At 41.5% G+C, this 20,008-nt stretch carries 11 protein-coding genes; all 11 read left to right on the forward strand.

Going from position 1 to position 20,008, the window contains the following annotated elements:
- Nucleotides 1-22 precede the first annotated feature (22 nt).
- The 11 genes from HDE70_RS05375 to HDE70_RS05425 all read left to right on the forward strand — a co-directional run bounded on the left by HDE70_RS05375 (nucleotide 23) and on the right by HDE70_RS05425 (nucleotide 19,988).
- Nucleotides 23-1,249 (forward strand): DUF4374 domain-containing protein, encoded by a 1,227-nt coding sequence (locus tag HDE70_RS05375; protein WP_183888516.1) that lies wholly within the window; start codon nucleotides 23-25, stop codon nucleotides 1,247-1,249.
- A 153-nt stretch (nucleotides 1,250-1,402) separates the two neighbouring features.
- On the forward strand, nucleotides 1,403-1,969 hold the full coding sequence (locus tag HDE70_RS05380) for an HD domain-containing protein (RefSeq protein ID WP_183888518.1): 567 nt from the start codon (nucleotides 1,403-1,405) through the stop codon (nucleotides 1,967-1,969).
- Nucleotides 1,970-2,076: 107 nt separating this feature from the next.
- Nucleotides 2,077-3,153: an L-rhamnose/proton symporter RhaT gene (rhaT, locus tag HDE70_RS05385; RefSeq protein ID WP_183865654.1), complete on the forward strand. Its 1,077-nt coding sequence runs from the start codon at nucleotides 2,077-2,079 to the stop codon at nucleotides 3,151-3,153.
- A 22-nt stretch (nucleotides 3,154-3,175) separates the two neighbouring features.
- Nucleotides 3,176-5,296, forward strand: coding sequence for a bifunctional aldolase/short-chain dehydrogenase (locus tag HDE70_RS05390; RefSeq protein ID WP_183888520.1), 2,121 nt, complete (start codon nucleotides 3,176-3,178; stop codon nucleotides 5,294-5,296).
- A 10-nt stretch (nucleotides 5,297-5,306) separates the two neighbouring features.
- Nucleotides 5,307-6,581 carry a TIM barrel protein gene (locus tag HDE70_RS05395; protein WP_183865656.1) on the forward strand — a complete coding sequence of 425 codons (1,275 nt, stop codon included), beginning with the start codon at nucleotides 5,307-5,309 and terminating at the stop codon, nucleotides 6,579-6,581.
- Nucleotides 6,581-7,969 (forward strand): FGGY-family carbohydrate kinase, encoded by a 1,389-nt coding sequence (locus tag HDE70_RS05400; protein WP_183888522.1) that lies wholly within the window; start codon nucleotides 6,581-6,583, stop codon nucleotides 7,967-7,969. The genes HDE70_RS05395 and HDE70_RS05400 overlap by 1 nt, the downstream gene beginning before the upstream one ends.
- The gene (locus HDE70_RS05405) at nucleotides 7,966-10,662 is read left to right on the forward strand and encodes an alpha-L-rhamnosidase (RefSeq protein WP_183888524.1); all 2,697 of its coding nucleotides are present in this window, start codon (nucleotides 7,966-7,968) and stop codon (nucleotides 10,660-10,662) included. Before HDE70_RS05400 ends, HDE70_RS05405 begins: the two co-directional genes overlap by 4 nt.
- A 205-nt stretch (nucleotides 10,663-10,867) precedes the next feature.
- Complete coding sequence (locus HDE70_RS05410; RefSeq protein WP_183888526.1) at nucleotides 10,868-13,990, forward strand: SusC/RagA family TonB-linked outer membrane protein; 3,123 nt, start codon at nucleotides 10,868-10,870, stop codon at nucleotides 13,988-13,990.
- Nucleotides 13,991-14,003: 13 nt separating this feature from the next.
- Entirely contained in the window at nucleotides 14,004-15,518 is a 1,515-nt protein-coding gene (locus HDE70_RS05415) for a RagB/SusD family nutrient uptake outer membrane protein (protein WP_183888528.1), read from the forward strand.
- Between the two features lie 6 nt (nucleotides 15,519-15,524).
- The gene (locus tag HDE70_RS05420) at nucleotides 15,525-18,260 is read left to right on the forward strand and encodes a glycoside hydrolase family 78 protein (protein WP_183888530.1); all 2,736 of its coding nucleotides are present in this window, start codon (nucleotides 15,525-15,527) and stop codon (nucleotides 18,258-18,260) included.
- A gap of 15 nt (nucleotides 18,261-18,275) precedes the next feature.
- A complete protein-coding gene (locus tag HDE70_RS05425) occupies nucleotides 18,276-19,988 on the forward strand; it encodes an alpha-L-rhamnosidase C-terminal domain-containing protein (RefSeq protein WP_183888532.1) in 1,713 nt (570 codons plus the stop codon).
- Nucleotides 19,989-20,008: the final 20 nt, after the last annotated feature.

The following is a 20,008-nucleotide window of genomic DNA, read 5'->3' on the forward strand; positions in this document are numbered from 1 at the left end:
CACACAATTATATTCGATTCTTATGTATTCAATTAAACAACTATTTAAAACAACCCTTTTTGCAGGGTTAGCGCTTGCCGCTGTTTCTTGTAGTAAAGATAAAGGTACTGACACACCAGCTGTAGGTAGTGGTGATCATGTTTATACTTTAGGACTAGGTATTGATGGTACCGGGGGAACAACAAATTATGTAGCACAGGCGAGTGACCTGATGAGCGGCACAATTAATGCAAAAGCGGCTTTATTACAAACGGGATATCGTGATTATGCTTTTGGTGGTTCTACGTTTTTTAGTATTGGAGGCCTTGGTGTAACTGATGCTAATGCAATTACATTAGGTTCAGATAATAAACTGGTTTCAAAAACGGGGCTTACTTTTGAAACTGATAACAGTGAGCTGGTCAATGTGGATGCAAACACAATGGTTGGCGCGTCATTCCCTTCATCAAGTACAGTAGGGCTGAATGCGAAATTTTATACCTTGAATATTGCTTCCAATACTTTGTCTAACAAGGCTGAGGTTCCTATGAACAAGCTTTTCTCTAAAGACTGGTTGTTTTACACTGGGATGCAGGTAAGAGGGAATCAATTATTCCAGACATTTTATCCGGTTAACCAGACTACGTATGCAACACTTTATACAGATACAAATTATGTAGCTGTATATTCTTACCCTGGTTTTGTATTACAAAAAGTTATCAAAGATACCCGTACAGGACCTTCAGGTGCATTCAATACCAGATCTGGTATTGTTCAGACAGAAAGTGGAGATCTTTATACCATTTCTAACAGCAGTTTTGCCAATGGTTACAGTCAGTCTACTAAGCCGGCAGGTATTTTAAGAATTAAAGCAGGTGCAACTGATTTTGACCCAACTTATTTCTTCAACACGGATACAGCACCTAATGGTGGTAAAATTGCACATGCTAAATATATCGGTAATGGCTTGATATTCGCAGCAATCACTACTCAGGTCCCTGTTTTAGCTGACCGCTGGAGTGACAATTATTTAAGACTGGCTATTATCAATCTGACCAATAACACAATTACTTTAGTTGCGAATGCACCTGTTTTCAAAGGAAATGGTGGCAGAAGTTTCGCAGCATTATTGGATGGTGGAAAGGTTTATACGGCACTAAGTTCTGGTGGGGTGGTTAACATTTACCAGGTTGATGTAGCTAGTGCTACTGCTGTTAAAGGAGCAGTTGTAGAAGCTACTTTTGTAGGTGGTATTGCAAAAATGAAATAAGAATATAAATTGCTTTTATGCAATTGCAGAAGCCTGGTGAATTCATTTTCATCAGGCTTTTTTTATGCAGCTTATTGATAACATAATGTTTAATTTCTCTTCATATGAGTTGTTGAACTTTAGCCTGCTTATCAATTAGACAGGCAGGTTAATATGGAACAACAGCAAGTACAAGATATAGTAGATCAAATATTCGGTTTATATGAGACCCTTGGTGGGGAGGAATATGGTGAAAGTGTGAGTATGACGATGCATATGATGCAATGTGCACAACTCGCACAACAAGCTGGTGAAGCCGATGAAGTAGTACTTGCAGCTTTCCTTCATGATATCGGCCATTTTCTGGAAGGTGATGAAAAGATGGATATTTATGGTACGCAGAATCATGATGATCTGGGTGGCCGGTTTTTAGTAGATCTTGGTTTTCCGCAAAGGATGGCCGATCTGGTGTCAAGCCATGTTGCTGCGAAGAAATACCTGGTTTATGCGGAGCCCGCTTATTATGATGCACTTTCTGAAGTGAGTAAGATCACACTCGAATTCCAGGGTGGAAAAATGACTGCTGAAGAGGCTGCTGAATTTGAAAAAGATCCGCTGTTGCCCTTATATGTTAAAATACGGAAATGGGACGATCTGGGAAAGGACGCAGATAAACCAGTATTAGCTGAGGAAATTCAGCTGATGAAAGAAAAAACGCATAATTATTTGATGAACTTATAATCTTTATTATTTCTGCATAAATTTAGGGTAGAGCAGGACAGTTAATAACAGTTAGCTGATTATAAAGCGGTATTATCGCTTATTATTCTAACCAGATATATAAATTTATGCAGATTATCTTTGGAGTTATATTCCATTTTATCGGGGGCTTTGCCTCTGGCAGCTTTTACATCCCTTATAAAAAAGTTAAGGGCTGGGCCTGGGAGAGCTACTGGATCGTTGGTGGGATCTTTTCCTGGCTGATTGTACCGCCTTTGGCAGCTTATTTAACCATTCCTGATTTTGCTGAAATTATCAAACATACCAGTGCTGCAATTATAGGATTAACTTATTTTTTTGGCGTATTGTGGGGAATAGGAGGGCTTACTTTCGGGCTTGGCGTACGCTATCTCGGGGTATCGTTAGGCAGCTCGATTATATTAGGGATGAGCTCTGTATTCGGCGCATTAATGCCCTCAATTTATTATGACTTTTATCCTAAAGCGGGCAAAGATACTTTTACTGAAATTATTACGAGTCCGTGGGGGCAACTGGTCATTATAGGTTTAATCGTTTGTATAGCAGGAATTATCATTTGCGGAAAAGCCGGAATGATGAAAGAAAAAGATCTTTCTGCACAGAAGCAGACCAAAGAAAGCGCTGAATTCAAAATAGGACTGGGTTTAACAGTGGCCGTAATTTCAGGCATACTCAGTTCTTGTTTCGCCTTTGGTATTGATGCAGGAAAGGATATGGCGCATGAAGCAAATCATTTGTGGAAAGCACTTCATCCGGGGCAGGGAGAATTCCTTTTCCAAAATAATGTAACTTATATCGTGATTTTATGGGGAGGCTTAACCACTAATTTTATCTGGTGTATGCTGCTGAATGCTAAAAATAAAACCTTCAAAGATTATACGAATAAAGAAGCCCCATTGCTTAAGAATTATATCTTTTCGGCATTAGCAGGGATCACCTGGTTTCTACAGTTCTTTTTTTACGGAATGGGCGAAAGCAAACTAGGCAATGGCGCGAGTTCATGGATTTTGCATATGGCCTTTATTATCCTGGTTGCCAATGTTTGGGGATTGGTACTGAATGAATGGAAAGCTGTATCAAAGAAAACATTCAGGACTGTGCTGGTTGGTATTGTATTTATTATCGCTTCTATCCTGATTGTAGGGTATGGAAATTCAATTAAATAGTCACAAAAAAATATTCAATAATATGTTCGACGAAAGAGATCGTTTTAAACACGTAAGTTATTTATGGGATGAAACAGAAGCTGCTAAGTTAGCAGGAGATGAGGTTGCTTTATTACTTTACCGTTCAAATTTATTAGGTGCAGATTTACGGCTTACCAATTATGGCGGTGGAAATACTTCGTGCAAAGCGGATGCAATTGATCCGCTAACCGGCGAGACTACCGAAATTATGTGGATCAAAGGTTCAGGAGGAGATATTGGTACATTAAAACGTAATGGTTTGGCTGCGTTATATGCAGACCGCCTCAGAGCTTTAAAAAATATCTACAAAGGTTTAGATCAGGAAGATGAAATGGTAGAGCTTTTTAACCATTGTATTTATGATTTAAACTCCAAAGCACCCTCAATTGATACACCTTTACATGGATTTCTCCCTTTTAAACATATTGACCACCTGCATCCTGATGCGGCAATTGCAATTGCAGCAGCGAAAGATGGAAAGCAGATTACGCACGATTTGTTTAAAGGTAAAATTGGCTGGGTAGACTGGCAGAAGCCTGGGTTTGACCTGGGATTACAATTGAAGCAGTGTCTGGACGAAAATCCGGGGATCCGCGGGATTATGCTGGGATCTCATGGGTTATTTACCTGGGGAGATACCGCTTATGAAAGTTACCTGAACACGCTGGAAGTCATAGAGATTTGTGCAGATTATCTGGAAACTAACTATGGAAAAAAAGGGCCTGTATTCGGTGGTCAGAAAATCGCTTCGCCTCAACAACCGGTAAGGGAAAGCCAGGCAGCGCTATTGTCACCAATCTTACGCGGATTTTGTTCTTCAGAGCGTCATATGATCGGGCACTTTACAGATGATGCCAGGGTATTGGAGTTTATCAACTCGAATGATCTGGCAAGACTTGCCCCACTGGGAACAAGTTGCCCGGACCACTTTTTACGCACCAAAATAAGTCCGCTGGTTTTAACGCTGGATGCAGAAGAAGATCTGAGCGATACAGAACGCCTTAAAGCTTTGCTTGCCCCGGTTTTTGTCGCTTACCGGGAAATGTATGCAGATTACTATCAAACATGTAAACATGATAACAGTCCGGCAATGCGGGATGCGAACCCGGTTATTATCCTTTATCCGGGAATTGGCCTGTTCTCTTTCTCCAAAGATAAACAGACTGCACGTGTGGCAGCAGAGTTTTATATCAATGCAATTAATGTGATGAAAGGCGCAGAAGCAATTTCCTCTTATACTTCATTGCCACGTCAGGAGGCATTTAATATCGAATACTGGCTGCTTGAAGAAGCAAAGCTGCAACGAATGCCAAAACCGAAAGCGTTAACAGGTAAAATTGCACTGGTTACTGGCAGCGCAGGAGGAATTGGTAAGGCGATCGCCAGAAAGTTTGTAGAGGAGGGGGCTGTAGTTATTGTCAATGACAATGATAACGGACGTTTAGAGCAAGCAGCTCAGGAGTTTAGCCAGTTATATGGAAAAGATGCTTATACAACCGCATTGCTGGATGTCACTCAGAACGAAGCGATACAGGATGCTTTTAATACAGCTGCGCTGGCTTTTGGCGGAGTAGATATTGTGGTCAATTGTGCTGGATTATCTATTTCAAAACCGATCGAAGAACATACCGATAAAGATTGGGATTTGTTATATGATGTGCTGGTCAAAGGGCAGTTTAAAATCACACAAACAGCTGTAATAATGATGCGCAAACAGGCAATTGGTGGAGATATCCTAAATATTGTCAGTAAAAATGCGTTAGTTTCAGGTCCTAATAATGCGGGATATGGATCAGCTAAAGCCGCACAACTTCACCTGAGCAGATTAAATGCTGCGGAATTAGGAAAAGATCAGATCAGGGTCAACGTAGTTAACCCGGATGCGGTAATTTCGGATAGTAAAATATGGGAAGGAGACTGGGCTGCCGGCCGTGCAAAAGCATACGGTGTCAAAGTAGAAGAATTGCCTGCTTTTTATGCAAAGAGAACTTTGCTGGATAAGATTATCCTTCCGGAAGATATTGCAAATGCTTGTTTAGTTTTTGTAGGTGGACTTTTAAATAAATCTACCGGGAATGTATTAAATGTAGACGGTGGCGTGGCTATGGCTTTCGTCAGATAAACTGAAGAAAATGGAAATAGAAAAATATCAGATAGATGCGCACAACCAGGAGCTGGAAACTGAACATCAGCGCAGATTCGATTTTGCGGCGGCAGAAAATCCGCAGGTTGAAAGTATAATTTCTAAGTTGATCCAATTCCAGATTGGGATTCCAAGCTGGGCACTAGGGACTGGTGGAACACGTTTCGGCCGCTTTTCTGGCGGGGGGGAACCACGTAGCCTGGAAGAGAAAATAGAGGATATCGGGCTGATCCATCGGTTAAATCAATCAAGCGGGGCAGTTTCCCTGCATATCCCATGGGATAAAACTGAGGATTACGAAGGCGTTAAGAGACTAGCTCATCATCATGGGCTTCGTTTTGATGCGATGAACTCTAATACTTTTCAAGACCAGCCGGGTCAGGCACATAGTTATAAGTTCGGTTCTTTACAGCATGTCAATAAAGCGGTACGCAAACAGGCAATTGCACACAATATTGAAGTGATCCGTCAGGGTGTAGCCTTTGGGTCGGACGCGTTAACGGTCTGGCTGGCTGATGGCTCCTGTTTTCCGGGACAGTTAAATTTCAGAAAAGCCTTTCAGAATACCCTGGAAAGCCTGGAAGAAATTTATGCAGCTTTGCCAGAAAAATGGAAATTATTTGTGGAGTATAAGGCTTTTGAACCGAACTTTTATTCGACTACAGTTGGAGATTGGGGACAGTCTTTGTTATTCGCCAGTAAACTGGGGCCTAAAGCTTATACACTGGTTGATCTGGGTCATCATTTACCGAACGCAAATATTGAGCAGATTGTCTCTCTTTTACTGATGGAAGGCAAATTGGGTGGTTTTCACTTTAATGACTCGAAGTATGGAGACGATGATTTAACTGCGGGAAGTATGAAGCCATATCAATTGTTTCTTATTTTTAATGAATTGATAGAGGGGATGGATGCAAAAGGTATAGATCATGCTACAGGTTTAGGCTGGATGATTGACGCTTCGCACAACGTGAAAGATCCTTTAGAAGATTTGCTGCAATCTGTAGAAGCAATTATGCTGGCTTATACGCAGGCATTGCTGGTAGATAAAGAAGCTTTGTCTATAGCACAGCAGGAAAATGATACCGTTAGGTGTCAGGAGATTTTGCAAAATGCTTTCCGTACAGATGCACGCGCAATTGTACAGGAAGCAAGGTTAAGAAGTGGAGGAGCTGCGAAGCCTTTAGCGTTATACCGCCAGCTGAAAGTCAGAGAAAAGCTGATTGCAGCAAGGGGAGCGAAAACCATAGCAACAGGTTTATAATGAGTGCAATTCCAGTTATTGTCGTTTTTGATGTAGGAAAAACTAATAAAAAGATTTTCCTCTTTGATGAAGACTATAAAATAGTTTTTGAACGCTCAGCCCGTTTTATAGAAATGTATGACGAGGATGGAGATCTGTGTGAAAACCTGGAAAGTTTAAGGCTTTCTGTTTTCGATTCTTTGCGAGAAATATTGAAGCGCAAAGAGTTTGAGATTAAGGCCATTAACTTCTCTACTTATGGGGCCAGTTTTGTATACATTGATGAATATGGAAAACCGCTGGCCCCGTTATATAATTATCTAAAGGCTTATCCTGAAGAACTGGAAGCTAGTTTTTATGCTGCTTATGGTGGCCGGGAAACTATTTCTGCGGAAACGGCTTCACCTGTTTTGGGGAGCCTTAATTCAGGGATGCAGTTGTACCGGATTAAAAAAGAAAAGCCGGATTTATATAAACAGATCAGGTATGCGCTGCATCTTCCTCAATACCTGAGTTATCTGGTTTCTGGTGTAGAATATTCAGATCTGACCAGTATTGGCTGCCATACGCAGCTTTGGGATTTTAAGCAAAATGATTACCATGAATGGGTTAAAAAGGAGGGACTAGATCAGAAATTAGCACCTATTGCCTCGGCCGACCAGGTATTTCCTTCGGAGTTTCCGGGCAATCAGTATCAGGTGGGCATTGGTTTGCATGATAGTTCTGCGGCATTGATCCCGTATCTGATTAACTTTCATGAACCATTTGTGCTGATTTCTACCGGAACGTGGTGTATCACAATGAACCCTTTTAATACCGCTGCACTTACCCCGGCAGAGCTGGCACAAGACTGTCTTTGTTATTTGCAATATAAAGGGAAACCTGTCAAAGCATCCCGGATTTTCGCAGGTTACGAGCATGAACAGCAGGTGAAACGTATTGCTGCTCATTTCAAGCAGAATATTGGCCGTTACCGGCATATGAAATATGAGGCAAATATCACTGAAGAGTTGCTGAAAGTGATGAAAGAAAGACAGGAACTGGATCTGCCTCTGGGTAAAGAGTCTGCTTTTTCTAAGCGTGATCTAGCCTCTTTTCCATCAGATACTTTTGCCTATCACCAGTTTATTCTGGACCTCACTTTACAACAAAAAGCATCTTCCAGCTTAGTGATGGCTAACGAAAAGGTAAAAAGGATTTTTGTAGATGGAGGTTTTAGCAAGAATACAATTTATATGAATATGTTAGCGCTATTGTTTCCTGAGCTGGAAGTTTTTGCTGCTTCTATGGCACAGGCTACAGCAATTGGGACTGCGCTGGCAATACATCAGTGCTGGAATAGCAAGCCAATTCCGAATGACCTGATTGAATTAAAATATTATACAACACATACGAACCAAGAATTATGAAGCTTTATCAGAAAATAAGTAGTAGCCCTTCCCTGTTTTTAATTTTTGGTTTGAGTTTAAGTCAGCTTGTTTTTAGTCAGGTTGCTTTTAGTAATGAAATTGTATCGCCGGCAGGCTTACAGTGTGAACATTTAGTCAATCCTATTGGCATTGATGCGCCAAAACCAAGGTTGTCGTGGTTGCTTTCTGATGCGCGGCAAGGCGCAAAGCAAACGGCTTACCGGGTAACAGTCGGTACAGATTCTGCTGCATTGCTTCAGCAAAAAAAGGTTTTGTGGAATACGGGAAAGGTTAGCTCTGCCGCCGCATTACTTCTTTATAATGGAGATTTATTAAAACCATTTACCAGGTATTTCTGGCAGGTAGAGGTCTGGGATAAAGATGGAAAAAAAGGGGTGGCTAAGATCGCCAGTTTTGAAACCGGAATGGTGAAAATGTCCAATTGGAAAGGGACGTGGATCAGTGACCGGAACGATGTGAATATATTACCTGCGCCGTATTTCAGAAAAGTGTTTGAGAGCCCGAAAAAGATAAAATCTGCCAGAGCATATATTGCAGCAGCAGGATTGTATGAATTATATCTGAATGGTAAAAAAGTTGGTAATCATCGTCTTGATCCGATGTATACCCGGTTTGACAGGAGGAATTTATATGTAAGTTATGACGTGACAGCCAATTTACAGGCTGGTAAAAATGCCATTGGTGTTTTACTTGGAAATGGTTGGTATAATCACCAGTCTTTAGCAGTATGGAATTTTGATAAAGCACCGTGGCGGGCAAGACCAGCGTTTTGCCTGGATCTGCGGATTACTTATCAGGATGGCTCTGAAGAAACCGTAACTTCTGATGGCAGCTGGAAAACACATAGCGGGCCATTGGTTTTTAACAGCATTTATACTGCTGAACATTATGATGCACGTTTGGAACAACCGGGATGGAATAAGGTAGATTTTGATGCCAGTAAATGGGGAGATGTGACCTTGCGTGCAGCACCTTCGGAAAATATTGTCAGCCAGGCGATGCACCCAATCCGTAGTATTGAAACTATTCCGGCAGTATCGGTGAAGAAGTTTAACGATACAACTTATGTTTTTGATCTGGGCAGAAATATCGCCGGGGTCAGCAAGATTAAAGTAAAAGGTGAAAGTGGAACAATAATACAGATTAAACACGGAGAAAGACTATATCCGGACGGCCGTCTTGATCTTTCCAATATTGATGTTTACCATCGTCCGAAAGATAAAAAAGATCCTTTTCAAACGGATATTTTAATCTTAAATGGTAAGGGGGACGAAGAATTTATGGCCAGGTTCAACTACAAAGGATTTCAATACGTAGAGGTGGTCAGCAGTAAGCCTGTGGAGTTGAAAAAGGAAAGTATTACCGGATATTTTATGCATAGTGATGTTCCGGTAGCTGGTCAGATCAGTTCTTCTAATCCTTTGATTGATAAGTTATGGTGGGCGACAAATAATTCTTACTTATCAAATTTATATGGTTATCCTACAGATTGCCCGCAACGGGAAAAGAATGGCTGGACCGGGGACGGACATTTTGCTGTAGAAACGGGTTTGTATAATTTTGACGGCATTACTATTTATGAGAAATGGCTTGCTGATCATCGGGACGAGCAGCAGCCGAATGGAGTATTGCCTGATATCATTCCTACAGGTGGATGGGGATATGGAACAGCCAACGGAACAGACTGGACGAGTACAATCGCTATTATTCCCTGGGATATTTACCAATTTTATGGGGATTCCAAATTATTAGAGGCTTGTTATGACAATATCAAGAGCTATGTGAATTATGTGACGCAAATTAGTCCTTCGGGGTTAACGAGTTATGGCAGAGGAGACTGGGTTCCTGTTAAGTCCTCTTCTCCTTTAGAATACACTTCTTCAGTTTATTATTATGTAGATGCTCATATTCTCGCCAAAACGGCAAAGCTGTTTGGTAAAACGGAGGATGCTCAACATTATAGTGCACTGGCTGATAAAATTAAAAAAGCTATCAATGATAAATATCTGAATCAATCTACCGGGATTTATGGTAGTGGTTTGCAAACGGAATTAAGTGTTGCGTTGCAGTGGGGGATAGTTCCACCAGAGCTTCAGGATAAAGTAGCTTCCAACCTGGCAAAAAGAGTGGCCGCAGACGGGATGCATCTTGATGTTGGTGTCTTGGGAGCTAAAGCAATTCTGAATGCATTGAGTGATCATGGTCAGGCAGAAACTGCTTACAAACTGGCTGCGCAGGATACTTATCCTTCATGGGGCTGGTGGATTGTTAATGGGGCAACCACGCTTTATGAGAATTGGAACATTCAAGCGGAACGCGATATTTCTTTAAATCACATGATGTTTGGAGAAATAGGTGGTTGGTTTTTCAAAGGTCTTGGCGGGATTAAAGTCGATGAATTACAACCGGGCTTTAAAAATGTGATCCTGGCGCCAAATTTCGTTACCGGGTTAACACATTTTGAAGCGAGCCATGACGGGCCGTATGGGAAAATCGTTTCTTCGTGGAAAAGAAAAGGGGACGCAGTTATTTATGACGTGACCATTCCCGCGAATAGTAGTTCGACAATTTCTTTTCCAATATCGGATACTCAGGCTGTTTATTATAAGGGTAAAAAGATCAGCCGGATTTATAAAACCGAATCTGGTAAATATCAGTTCGAAATCCGGTAACACGGGTATAAAACCGAATAAAATCAATTCTAAATTCATCTCTTCATTTCAAAAATCAGTAAAAGGGGAAGTCATTAATTTGGCTTCCCCTTTTTAATTAAAACCTTTTAAATGTAAATAAAAGCCGATTTACAGGATAGAGCAGGTTGCCGATCAGCAGGGGTTGGTTTACTTTAGAACAACCAAATATAAAACACATATGACAATGGAGAGAAATTTACAAAAGTTCTTTTCTGCGCTGATTTGTGTACTGTTGTTCACACTTTACAATAGTACAAATGTCTTTTCTCAGCAGAAAACTGTGACTGGTAAAGTCACAGATCAAAGTGATGGCAGCCCATTACCGGGAGTGACGATCAAGGTGTCAGGATCTGCTGCCGGAACCACCACCAATTCAAATGGAGAATATTCTTTAAAAGCTGCGGAAAATGCGGTACTTGTTTTTAGCTATATCGGTTATACAGAAACCAGGCTGACTTTTACAGGTAATCCTACGCTGAATGCACAGCTTGTTTCTAATAATCAGAAGTTGGACGAAGTAGTGGTTATTGGCTATGGAACAACGACAAAAAAAGATGCTACAGGTGCTGTGGCTACGGTTTCGGCAGCACAAATTAAAGACTTGCCTGTAAGTTCTGTGGATCAGAAGTTGAAAGGCCAGATTCCCGGGGTTCAGATTAGTACAACTACGGGAACCCCGGGTGGTGGTACATCTATTAAAATCAGGGGATCAGGTTCTATTGGCGCAGGAGATAATCCATTATTTGTAGTGGATGGTTATCCGATTTCAAATACATCAGGACAGGTTTCTAATCCTTTGAATGTGATTAACCCGAATGATATTGAATCAATTACTGTATTGAAAGATGCATCCTCGACTGCTATTTATGGGTCAAGGGGCTCTAACGGGGTAATTGTGATTACAACTAAACAAGGCGTAAAAGGCACTCCGGTAGTCAATATCAGTGCTTATACGGGGATTCAGCAGGTTCCTCAGAAAGGGAGGCCGCAAATGCTGAACGGAACTGAGTTTGCTCAATTCAGAAAAGATATAATTGTGGATGATTTTGCTTCCAGAGGTTTGGTCGCTACTGATGCAGATATTCCAGAAGCTTTTCGTAACCCTTCACAATACGGTGCTGGTACAAACTGGTACAATGAAATTATCCATGATGCGCCAATGAGCAATCTGGATGCAAGTATTAGTGGAGGTTCTGAAAATACGAAATATAACTTTTCCCTTGGTTATTTGAATCAGGAAGGAACGATCCGTTATACCGGCTTTCAGCGCTATGCAGTCCGGATAAACACAGAAACTAAATTGGGTAAGAAATTAAAAATAGGATTTAACCTTGCACCCACCAATAGTGTCAGGGACCTGAATAATTTTGAAAACGAGTTTGTAGATGTGTTAAGCAGAAGTTTGTGGTTAAGCCCGTTGGTCCCTTTAACAGATGCGAATGGAAACCGCACGCCTTATGTAAGTTCTCCGGGGATGTATGCTGGCCCCAATCCATTGAATAGTCTGGAATATGGAGGTACAAGATCAAAGGATTTCAGAGGTCTGGGAACTGCTTTCGCTGAATATCAAATTCTGGATGGTCTGAAGTTGAGATATAGTTTTAATGTAGATTATACAAATAGCTCTTCGTTTGTTTTTAACCCTTCCTTTGTTGGTGGCGTAAATTCACCTCCGCCAACGGTCCCAAATTCTACGACCAATAAATCAACAAGTTTCAACTGGTTATCTGAGGCAGTACTGACCTATGATAAATCGTTCGGTAAAGATCACCGCCTGAATGTAGTGGTCGGTTATAGTGCGCAAAAAGAACGTGCAGAAAGTTTGTATCTATTTGCAGATAATTATCCGGATGATAAAATACAGACGATCAATGCAGCTTCTATTATCAGCGGATATAATGCTGATGTACAAAAGTGGTCTATCATTTCTTATCTGGCACGTGCTAATTATTCTTATAAAGATAAGTACCTGTTTACGGCTACGGTACGTACAGATGGTTCGTCACGTTTTGGAAGCAACAAAAGATATGGAACATTCCCTTCAGCTGCTTTTGCATGGAGAGCTTCGGAAGAGGAATTCCTGAAAAAAGCAACCTGGATCAGTGATTTGAAATTGAGAGCAACTTATGGTTTATCTGGTAATTACAACATTGGAAATTATACATATATCACGAATATTGGTTCATCGAATTATGTGTTTGGCGGTCAGATTTCCAGCGGCCGTGTCCCAACTTCTTTAAATAATCCAAACTTAACATGGGAAGAATCTTCACAACTGGATGCAGGTATTGATTTAGGGATCTTAAAGAACCGTTTATCATTTAATCTGGATTACTATAAAAGGATAACTAAAGGGATGTTATATAACAGTGAGATTCCTTTATCGTCTGGTTATTCAAATGCAATCATTAACTCTGGTAAGATTCAGAACCAGGGATTTGAATTCGGGTTGACTTCTAAAAATCTGGAAGGCGCATTTACGTGGAGTACCAGTGGTAACATCGCTTTTAACAGAAACAAGGTATTAGCCTTAAATGAAAATAACGACCCGATTTACAGCGGCAGAAGCGGGGAAGGTTCTTACCAGCATATTACGCAGGTAGGGCATCCTGTGGGTGAATTTTACGGATATATCCTGGAAGGTATTTACAAAGATCAGGCAGATTTGAACAACTCACCTAAACATGTGACTTCCGTAGTTGGCTCTGTAAAATATAAGGATGTGGATGGCAACGGGATTATTGAGCCCGTGAAAGATTTCGCGGTGATCGGATCACCTCAGCCCAATTTTACCTGGGGTTTGACCAATACTTTTGGTTATAAGGGGTTTGACCTGAATATTTTATTGGTAGGTTCTCAGGGCGGACAGATTTTAAAAACAGCGAATCAGTATTTGCTGAATATTGACGGTATTTTCAATGTAGACAGAAAGGTGCTGAACAGATATCGTTCACCGGAAAATCCAGGCGATGGAGTTACCCCAACTACCAATGGATCAAGGGTGATTTATCGGGACGTGAATTCTTCGTGGGTAGAAAGTGCGAGTTATATGCGTATTCAGAATATAACTTTCGGTTACCGGTTTGGGGAAAGATTGCTGCGGGCTTCCAAAGTGATTAAAGGTGCGAGAATTTATTCCAGCATTCAGAACCTGGCAACTTTTACCAAATATAGTGGTGCGAACCCAGAAGTGAGCCGGAACACAATTTCAGGAAATGCAGTAAGCAGTGCATTGGTTCCGGGAGAGGATTTTACGAATTATCCGCTGCCAAGAACGTTTACGCTGGGTCTGAACTTAACATTTTAATCTTTTGTCAATCATGAGGAATTATACAAAATATATAATAACCGGGGTACTGCTGATCAGTTTGTCGGTGTCGGGTTGTAAAAAGGCTTTTCTGGATCAAACTCCGGAAGCTTCTTTACCAGGCGTTAATTTTTACAAAACAGAAGCAGATTTTAAACAAGCAGTGAGTGGCGCTTATTCTTCTATAAGTGATATGGGAAGAGTGAATTACTGGCTATTTGGTGAAATGAGATCTGATAATACAACTTATCAATATAATCCGGCAGACCGGGGTTCTGAACAGCGCGAATTCATGGATCAGTTTCTGATCGGGGCAACGGCCGAACCTTTGCAGGGCTATTGGCAGCAAAATTATACCGGCATTTTACGTTGCAATGAAATTCTGGCCAGAATAGATGGGGTAACAATGTCTGCCGATATTAAAAATCAGTTTACAGGAGAGGCCTTGTTTTTAAGAGCTTTCCATTATTTCAATTTAGTGAGACAGTTTGGAGGAGTGCCTTTAAGGCTCGTTCCAAGTCAGTCTCCGGCAGATGCACGTTCCAAAGGAAGAGCTTCTGTAGAAGATGTGTATACACAAATCGTTACTGATCTGACAGCTGCCGTTACTAAGTTACCTGTTAAATATACAAGCATAGAGGCCGGAAGAGCTACTCAGGGTGCAGCCTTAGCTTTACTGGCTAAATTATACATGACGCAAAAGAAATTTGCCGAGGCACTGGTTCCTTTGAGAAAGGTACAGCAACTGGGTTATAGTCTTGTCCCTGTGTACAAGGATATTTTTCTGCCTGCAAATAAAAACAACAGTGAATCTGTTTTTGAGATTCAGTATCTTGGATCACAGCCTGGTTTGTCGAGTGATTTTATGTATCAGTTTGCTCCGTGGAATTCCGGGAGTGTGATTACGGGAGATCCGGCGACTTCATTGAATGGGAGTAGTGGCTGGAATATTCCTACGCAGGATATGATTGATGCTTATGAAACTGGTGATTTACGAAAAGATGCTTCTTTAGCCGTAGGCTTTACGGATGCAGGAGGGAAGTTTGTAAACATTCCTTACGTTAAAAAATATAACCATGGGATTATTGACAGGGGACGCACGAATGATAACTTTCCTGTGATCAGGTATGCAGATGTATTGCTGATGATTGCGGAATGTTTAAATGAACAGGGTTTTGCAGCAGGCGGGGAACAGTTTACTTTGTTAAATCAAATCCGTACCAGGGCTGGATTGCCTGCAAAGACTCCTGGAAATGCTGTTGCAGCTTTAAGTGTGGATAGTCAGCAGGCTTTCAGGGATGCTATTTTACAAGAAAGAAGGGTGGAACTGGCTTTTGAAAATCATAGGTGGTATGATCTGGTACGTTCCGGTAAAGCAGTGGAAGTGATGGCGGCGCACGGGAAATATGAAATTGCGCATAAACCGAATATCCCTTCTGGTTCTTATATTTTAAACGCAAATAAACTCTTGTTACCGATCCCTCAAAGAGAGGTAAATCTGGATAATCTAACTCAAAACCCTCAATAATCAACCATGAAAAATTACTATATAGGAATTGCAATAGGTTGCTGTCTGCTTGATTTATCGGCAGCTGCCCAAAAACTAGGCGTTACGGATTTGAGAACGGAATACCTGAAAAATCCAATGGGCATTGAGGCGGCTGCACCGCGTTTAAGCTGGAAGATGAATTCTGCACAGCGTAATGTAATGCAAAGTGCTTATCAGATCAGGGTAGGTACGGATTCTGCTGGTTTGTTAAAAGGTCAGTCATCGGTATGGGATAGTGGAACCCAGAAAAGTGACGCCTCTGTTTTTTTACGGTATGCGGGTAAACAGTTAAAGTCTGATACACGCTATTACTGGCAGGTTAAAATCAAAGATAACCAGGGAAATGAGTCTGGATGGAGTGCAATTAGTTCCTGGCATACGGGTTTGCTGAATCCGGATCAATGGTCTGCCCAGTGGATCACAAGTTCTCTGGCAGATACAGTTGAGGGGCCAAGTCCTATCTTCAGAAAGGTATTTGCTACAGATGGAAAAGTAAAATCAGCTGTGCTTTATATTTCTGCGCATGGTTTATATGAGGCGCAGATTAACGGGAAAAGGGTGAGTCATGATCATTTGGCTCCGGGCTGGACGAGTTATCATAAGCGTTTGTTATATCAAAGTTATGAGGTGACAAATTTGCTGAAGGATGGTCAGAATGCAATAGGTTTTACGCTTGGTGATGGCTGGTACCGCGGTTATCTTGCTTTTGACGGTAAACGCGGGCTTTATGGCAAACATTTAAGCGGTTTGGTCCAGTTGGTTTTAGAGTATACTGATGGAACGAAAAAAGTGATCAATAGTGATGGCAGCTGGAAATACAGTACCGGGCCTATTCGTTTTTCCGATCTGTATAATGGAGAAATTTATGACGCCAAGTTTGAAAAACCGGGTTGGGCAACTGTGAATTATAAGGACACAGGCTGGAAAAATGCGCAGATTATTGCGCCTGGTAAAGAGGTTTTAGAGAGCAGTATTAGTCCGCTTGCAACTGAACATGAGAAGTTTAGCGTGGTTAAAGTGATTAAAACCCCGAAAGGTGAAACTGTGCTTGACTTTGGCCAGAATGTAGTCGGTTGGGTTTCCTTTAAATTGAGTGGCAAAGCAGGATCTTTTATCCAGCTGGAACATGGAGAAGTACTGGATAAGGCGGGCAATTTTTATGATGCTAATTTAAGAAGGGCTAAACAGCATGTGAAATATATTTTTAAAGGGGCTGGTGTGGAAAGTTATGAACCTCATTTTACATATCAGGGTTTCCGCTATGTGAAATTGACTGGTAATACTGCGAACATTGATCCTTCGGCTTTTAAAGCGATCGCTGTTTATTCGGATATGGACCCGACAGGAACGTTTACGAGTTCAAATCCACTGTTAAATCAATTGCAGCATAATATACAGTGGGGACAGAAAGGTAATTTTATGGATGTACCTACGGATTGTCCGCAACGTGATGAGCGTTTGGGCTGGACGGGAGATGCGCAGGTGTTTTTCCGTACTGCTGCTTTTAATATGGATGTAGCTGGTTTTTTTACGAAGTGGATGAAAGATGTGGCCTCAGATCAGCTGGCTAATGGAAGTATTCCTTTTGTGGTACCTAATGTGTTAACTCAAAATGATGCCGGTTCAACGGGTTGGGGAGATGTAGCTACGATTATACCGTGGAATATGTATGTCGCTTATGGCGATAAACAGGTTTTGGCTACGCAGTATCCAAGTATGAAAGGCTGGGTAGATTTTATGACGAGCAAGAGTAAAAATGACCTTTGGAACACAGGTTTCCATTTTGGCGACTGGCTGTTTTATCGTCCGGAAGATGACAATGATGGCCGTTCAGCAATTACTGATAAATATTTGATTGCACAGGCTTTTTATGCCCATTCTACGCAACTGCTGGTGAATACGGCGAAAGTGTTGGGTAAGAAAGATGATGAAGAAAAGTATACGGAGTTATTAGACCGTATCAAAAAGGCATTCCTTAAGGAATATATTACACCAAATGGCCGGTTGGTTTCGGGTTCTCAAACGGCTTATGTGCTCGCTTTGAATTTTGATATGCTACCGGAGAATTTAAGACAGCAAGCAGTAGACTTTCTGGTGAAAAATATAGAGAGTTATGGTAATCATTTAACAACCGGATTTTTAGGTACGCCATACCTTTGCCATGTACTCACACGCTTTGGCCGTACAGATGTGGCTTATAACCTGCTGTTGCAAGAAACATATCCTTCCTGGTTATATCCCGTAAAAATGGGCGCTACAACCATCTGGGAACGCTGGGATGGAATTAAACCTGATGGCAGTTTCCAAACTACAGGGATGAATTCATTTAACCATTATGCTTATGGCGCGATTGGGGACTGGATGTACAGGGTAATGGCTGGTTTAGATACGGACGAGTCTGAGCCTGGTTATAAAAAGATAATTATCGCTCCGCAACCTGGCGGGAAGATTACGCAGGCAGCTGCAAAGCTTGAAACTTTATATGGTTTGACAGTAAGTGACTGGAAAATAGAAGGCGGACAGTTTAAGTTAAAAGTGGTTATTCCTCCAAATGCAACTGCACTGATCAGGTTGCCTGGTGCTGCTGAGGCTGCGGTTACGGAAAGTGGAACTGCGTTGAAGGAGGTTAAGGGGCTGAGCAAGGTTTCTAAGCAAGGGGATAATATAGAGTTCAATGCGGGCTCAGGAACTTATCAGTTTGAATACGCGGTAAAGTTATAACTAGTTTATTTTAAGATGAAGCAGACCTTTATAGTTGCCATTTTGCTATTGATGACTACGGTTGTTCATGCGCAGAAAGATCCCCGGGTTCGGGAGTATCTTTCACCAAAGCGTGTTTTATGGCAATCTGATCAGACCGGGAAATATGTAAATAATGCAAAATGTTTGCTGAAACAGGGCAATGGGCAGGCAGAACTGATCAACAAGGACATGCTTGTTTTGAAAAGTTCTGCCGGCCAGTTACCCGGTATCTTATTGGATTATGGGAAGGAGCTGCATGGAGGTATACAGCTGGTTACAGGCATCATGGAGAAACATGGCCCGGTGAAGGTGCGTATCCGTTTTGGCGAATCGGCGAGTGAAGCAATGGCTGATATTGATACGCTAAAAGGGGCAACGAATGATCATGCGATTCGCGATCTTATCGTTGAATTGCCCTGGCTTGGTGGTTTGGAGTTCGGTAATACAGGATTTCGCTTTGTGCGGATAGATCTTGTAGAACCTGGTTCTGAATTGATTTTGAAAGAAGCCAGGGCAGTTTCTATTTATCGGGATATTCCTTATGTGGGTTCTTTTCACAGTAGTGATGAACGGTTAAACAAGATTTGGGCTACGGGTGCTTATACCGTTCATTTAAATATGCAGCAGTTTTTGTGGGATGGTATTAAAAGAGACAGGTTAGTTTGGGTTGGTGATATGCACCCTGAAGTGATGACTATCAATACTGTATTTGGCTATAATGAGGTTGTACCTCAAAGTCTGGATCTGATTAAAAAAGTAACGCCATTGCCGGAATGGATGAATGGAATAAGTTCGTATTCAATGTGGTGGGTACGTATTCAAAGAGACTGGTATCAGTATCAGGGGAATCTGGAATATTTAAAGCAGCAGCGTAGTTATCTTGTTGGTTTGTTAAATCATTTGATAACCAAGGTGAAAGGCAATGAAGAAAATCTGGACGGAATGCGTTTTATGGATTGGCCTTCTTATGCGAATAAACCGGCGGTACATGCGGGGTTACAAGCTATGATGGTGATGACTTTGAACGATGGTGCAGAGCTTTGCCATATTCTTGGAGAAGAAGTTACAGCGAGCAAGTGTGAGTCCGTTGTGAAAAGGCTGAGAAAGAGTGTGCCCGATGCCGGGAATAACAAGCAGGCAGCCGCCCTTTTAGCTTTAGCTGGTTTAATGCCTGCGGAAAAAGCGAATACTGATATCATTGCAGTGGGTGGTACTGCTGATTTTTCTACTTTTTATGGATATTATATGTTACAGGCGAAGGCTAAAGCGGGAGATTATCAGGGGGCGATTAATAATATCAGGGATTATTGGGGTGGAATGATTGAGTTGGGTGCAACCAGTTTCTGGGAAGATTTTGATTTGGGCTGGATGAAAAATGCAGGTCGTATTGATGAGCTTGTACCATCAGATAAGGTGGATGTCCATGCAAGTTATGGGGCTTATAGCTATAAAAAATTACGCCATAGCCTGGCCCATGGATGGGCTTCAGGACCAACTTCATGGCTTACTGAGCATGTTTTGGGTGTACAAGTGATTGCTCCGGGCTGTAAGGTAATTAAGATAGAACCACATCTGGGAGATTTGAAATTTGTGGAAGGCACTTTTCCAACTCCTTATGGGGTAGTAAAGATTAAGCATATAAAGATGAACAGTGGAGAAGTGAAGACGGAGGTTGACGCGCCTAAAGAGGTCAGGGTAATCAGATAAGTGTTCTATTATCACTAAAA

It is taken from the genome of Pedobacter cryoconitis (genome assembly GCF_014200595.1).
In the GTDB taxonomy this organism is placed as follows: domain Bacteria; phylum Bacteroidota; class Bacteroidia; order Sphingobacteriales; family Sphingobacteriaceae; genus Pedobacter; species Pedobacter cryoconitis_C.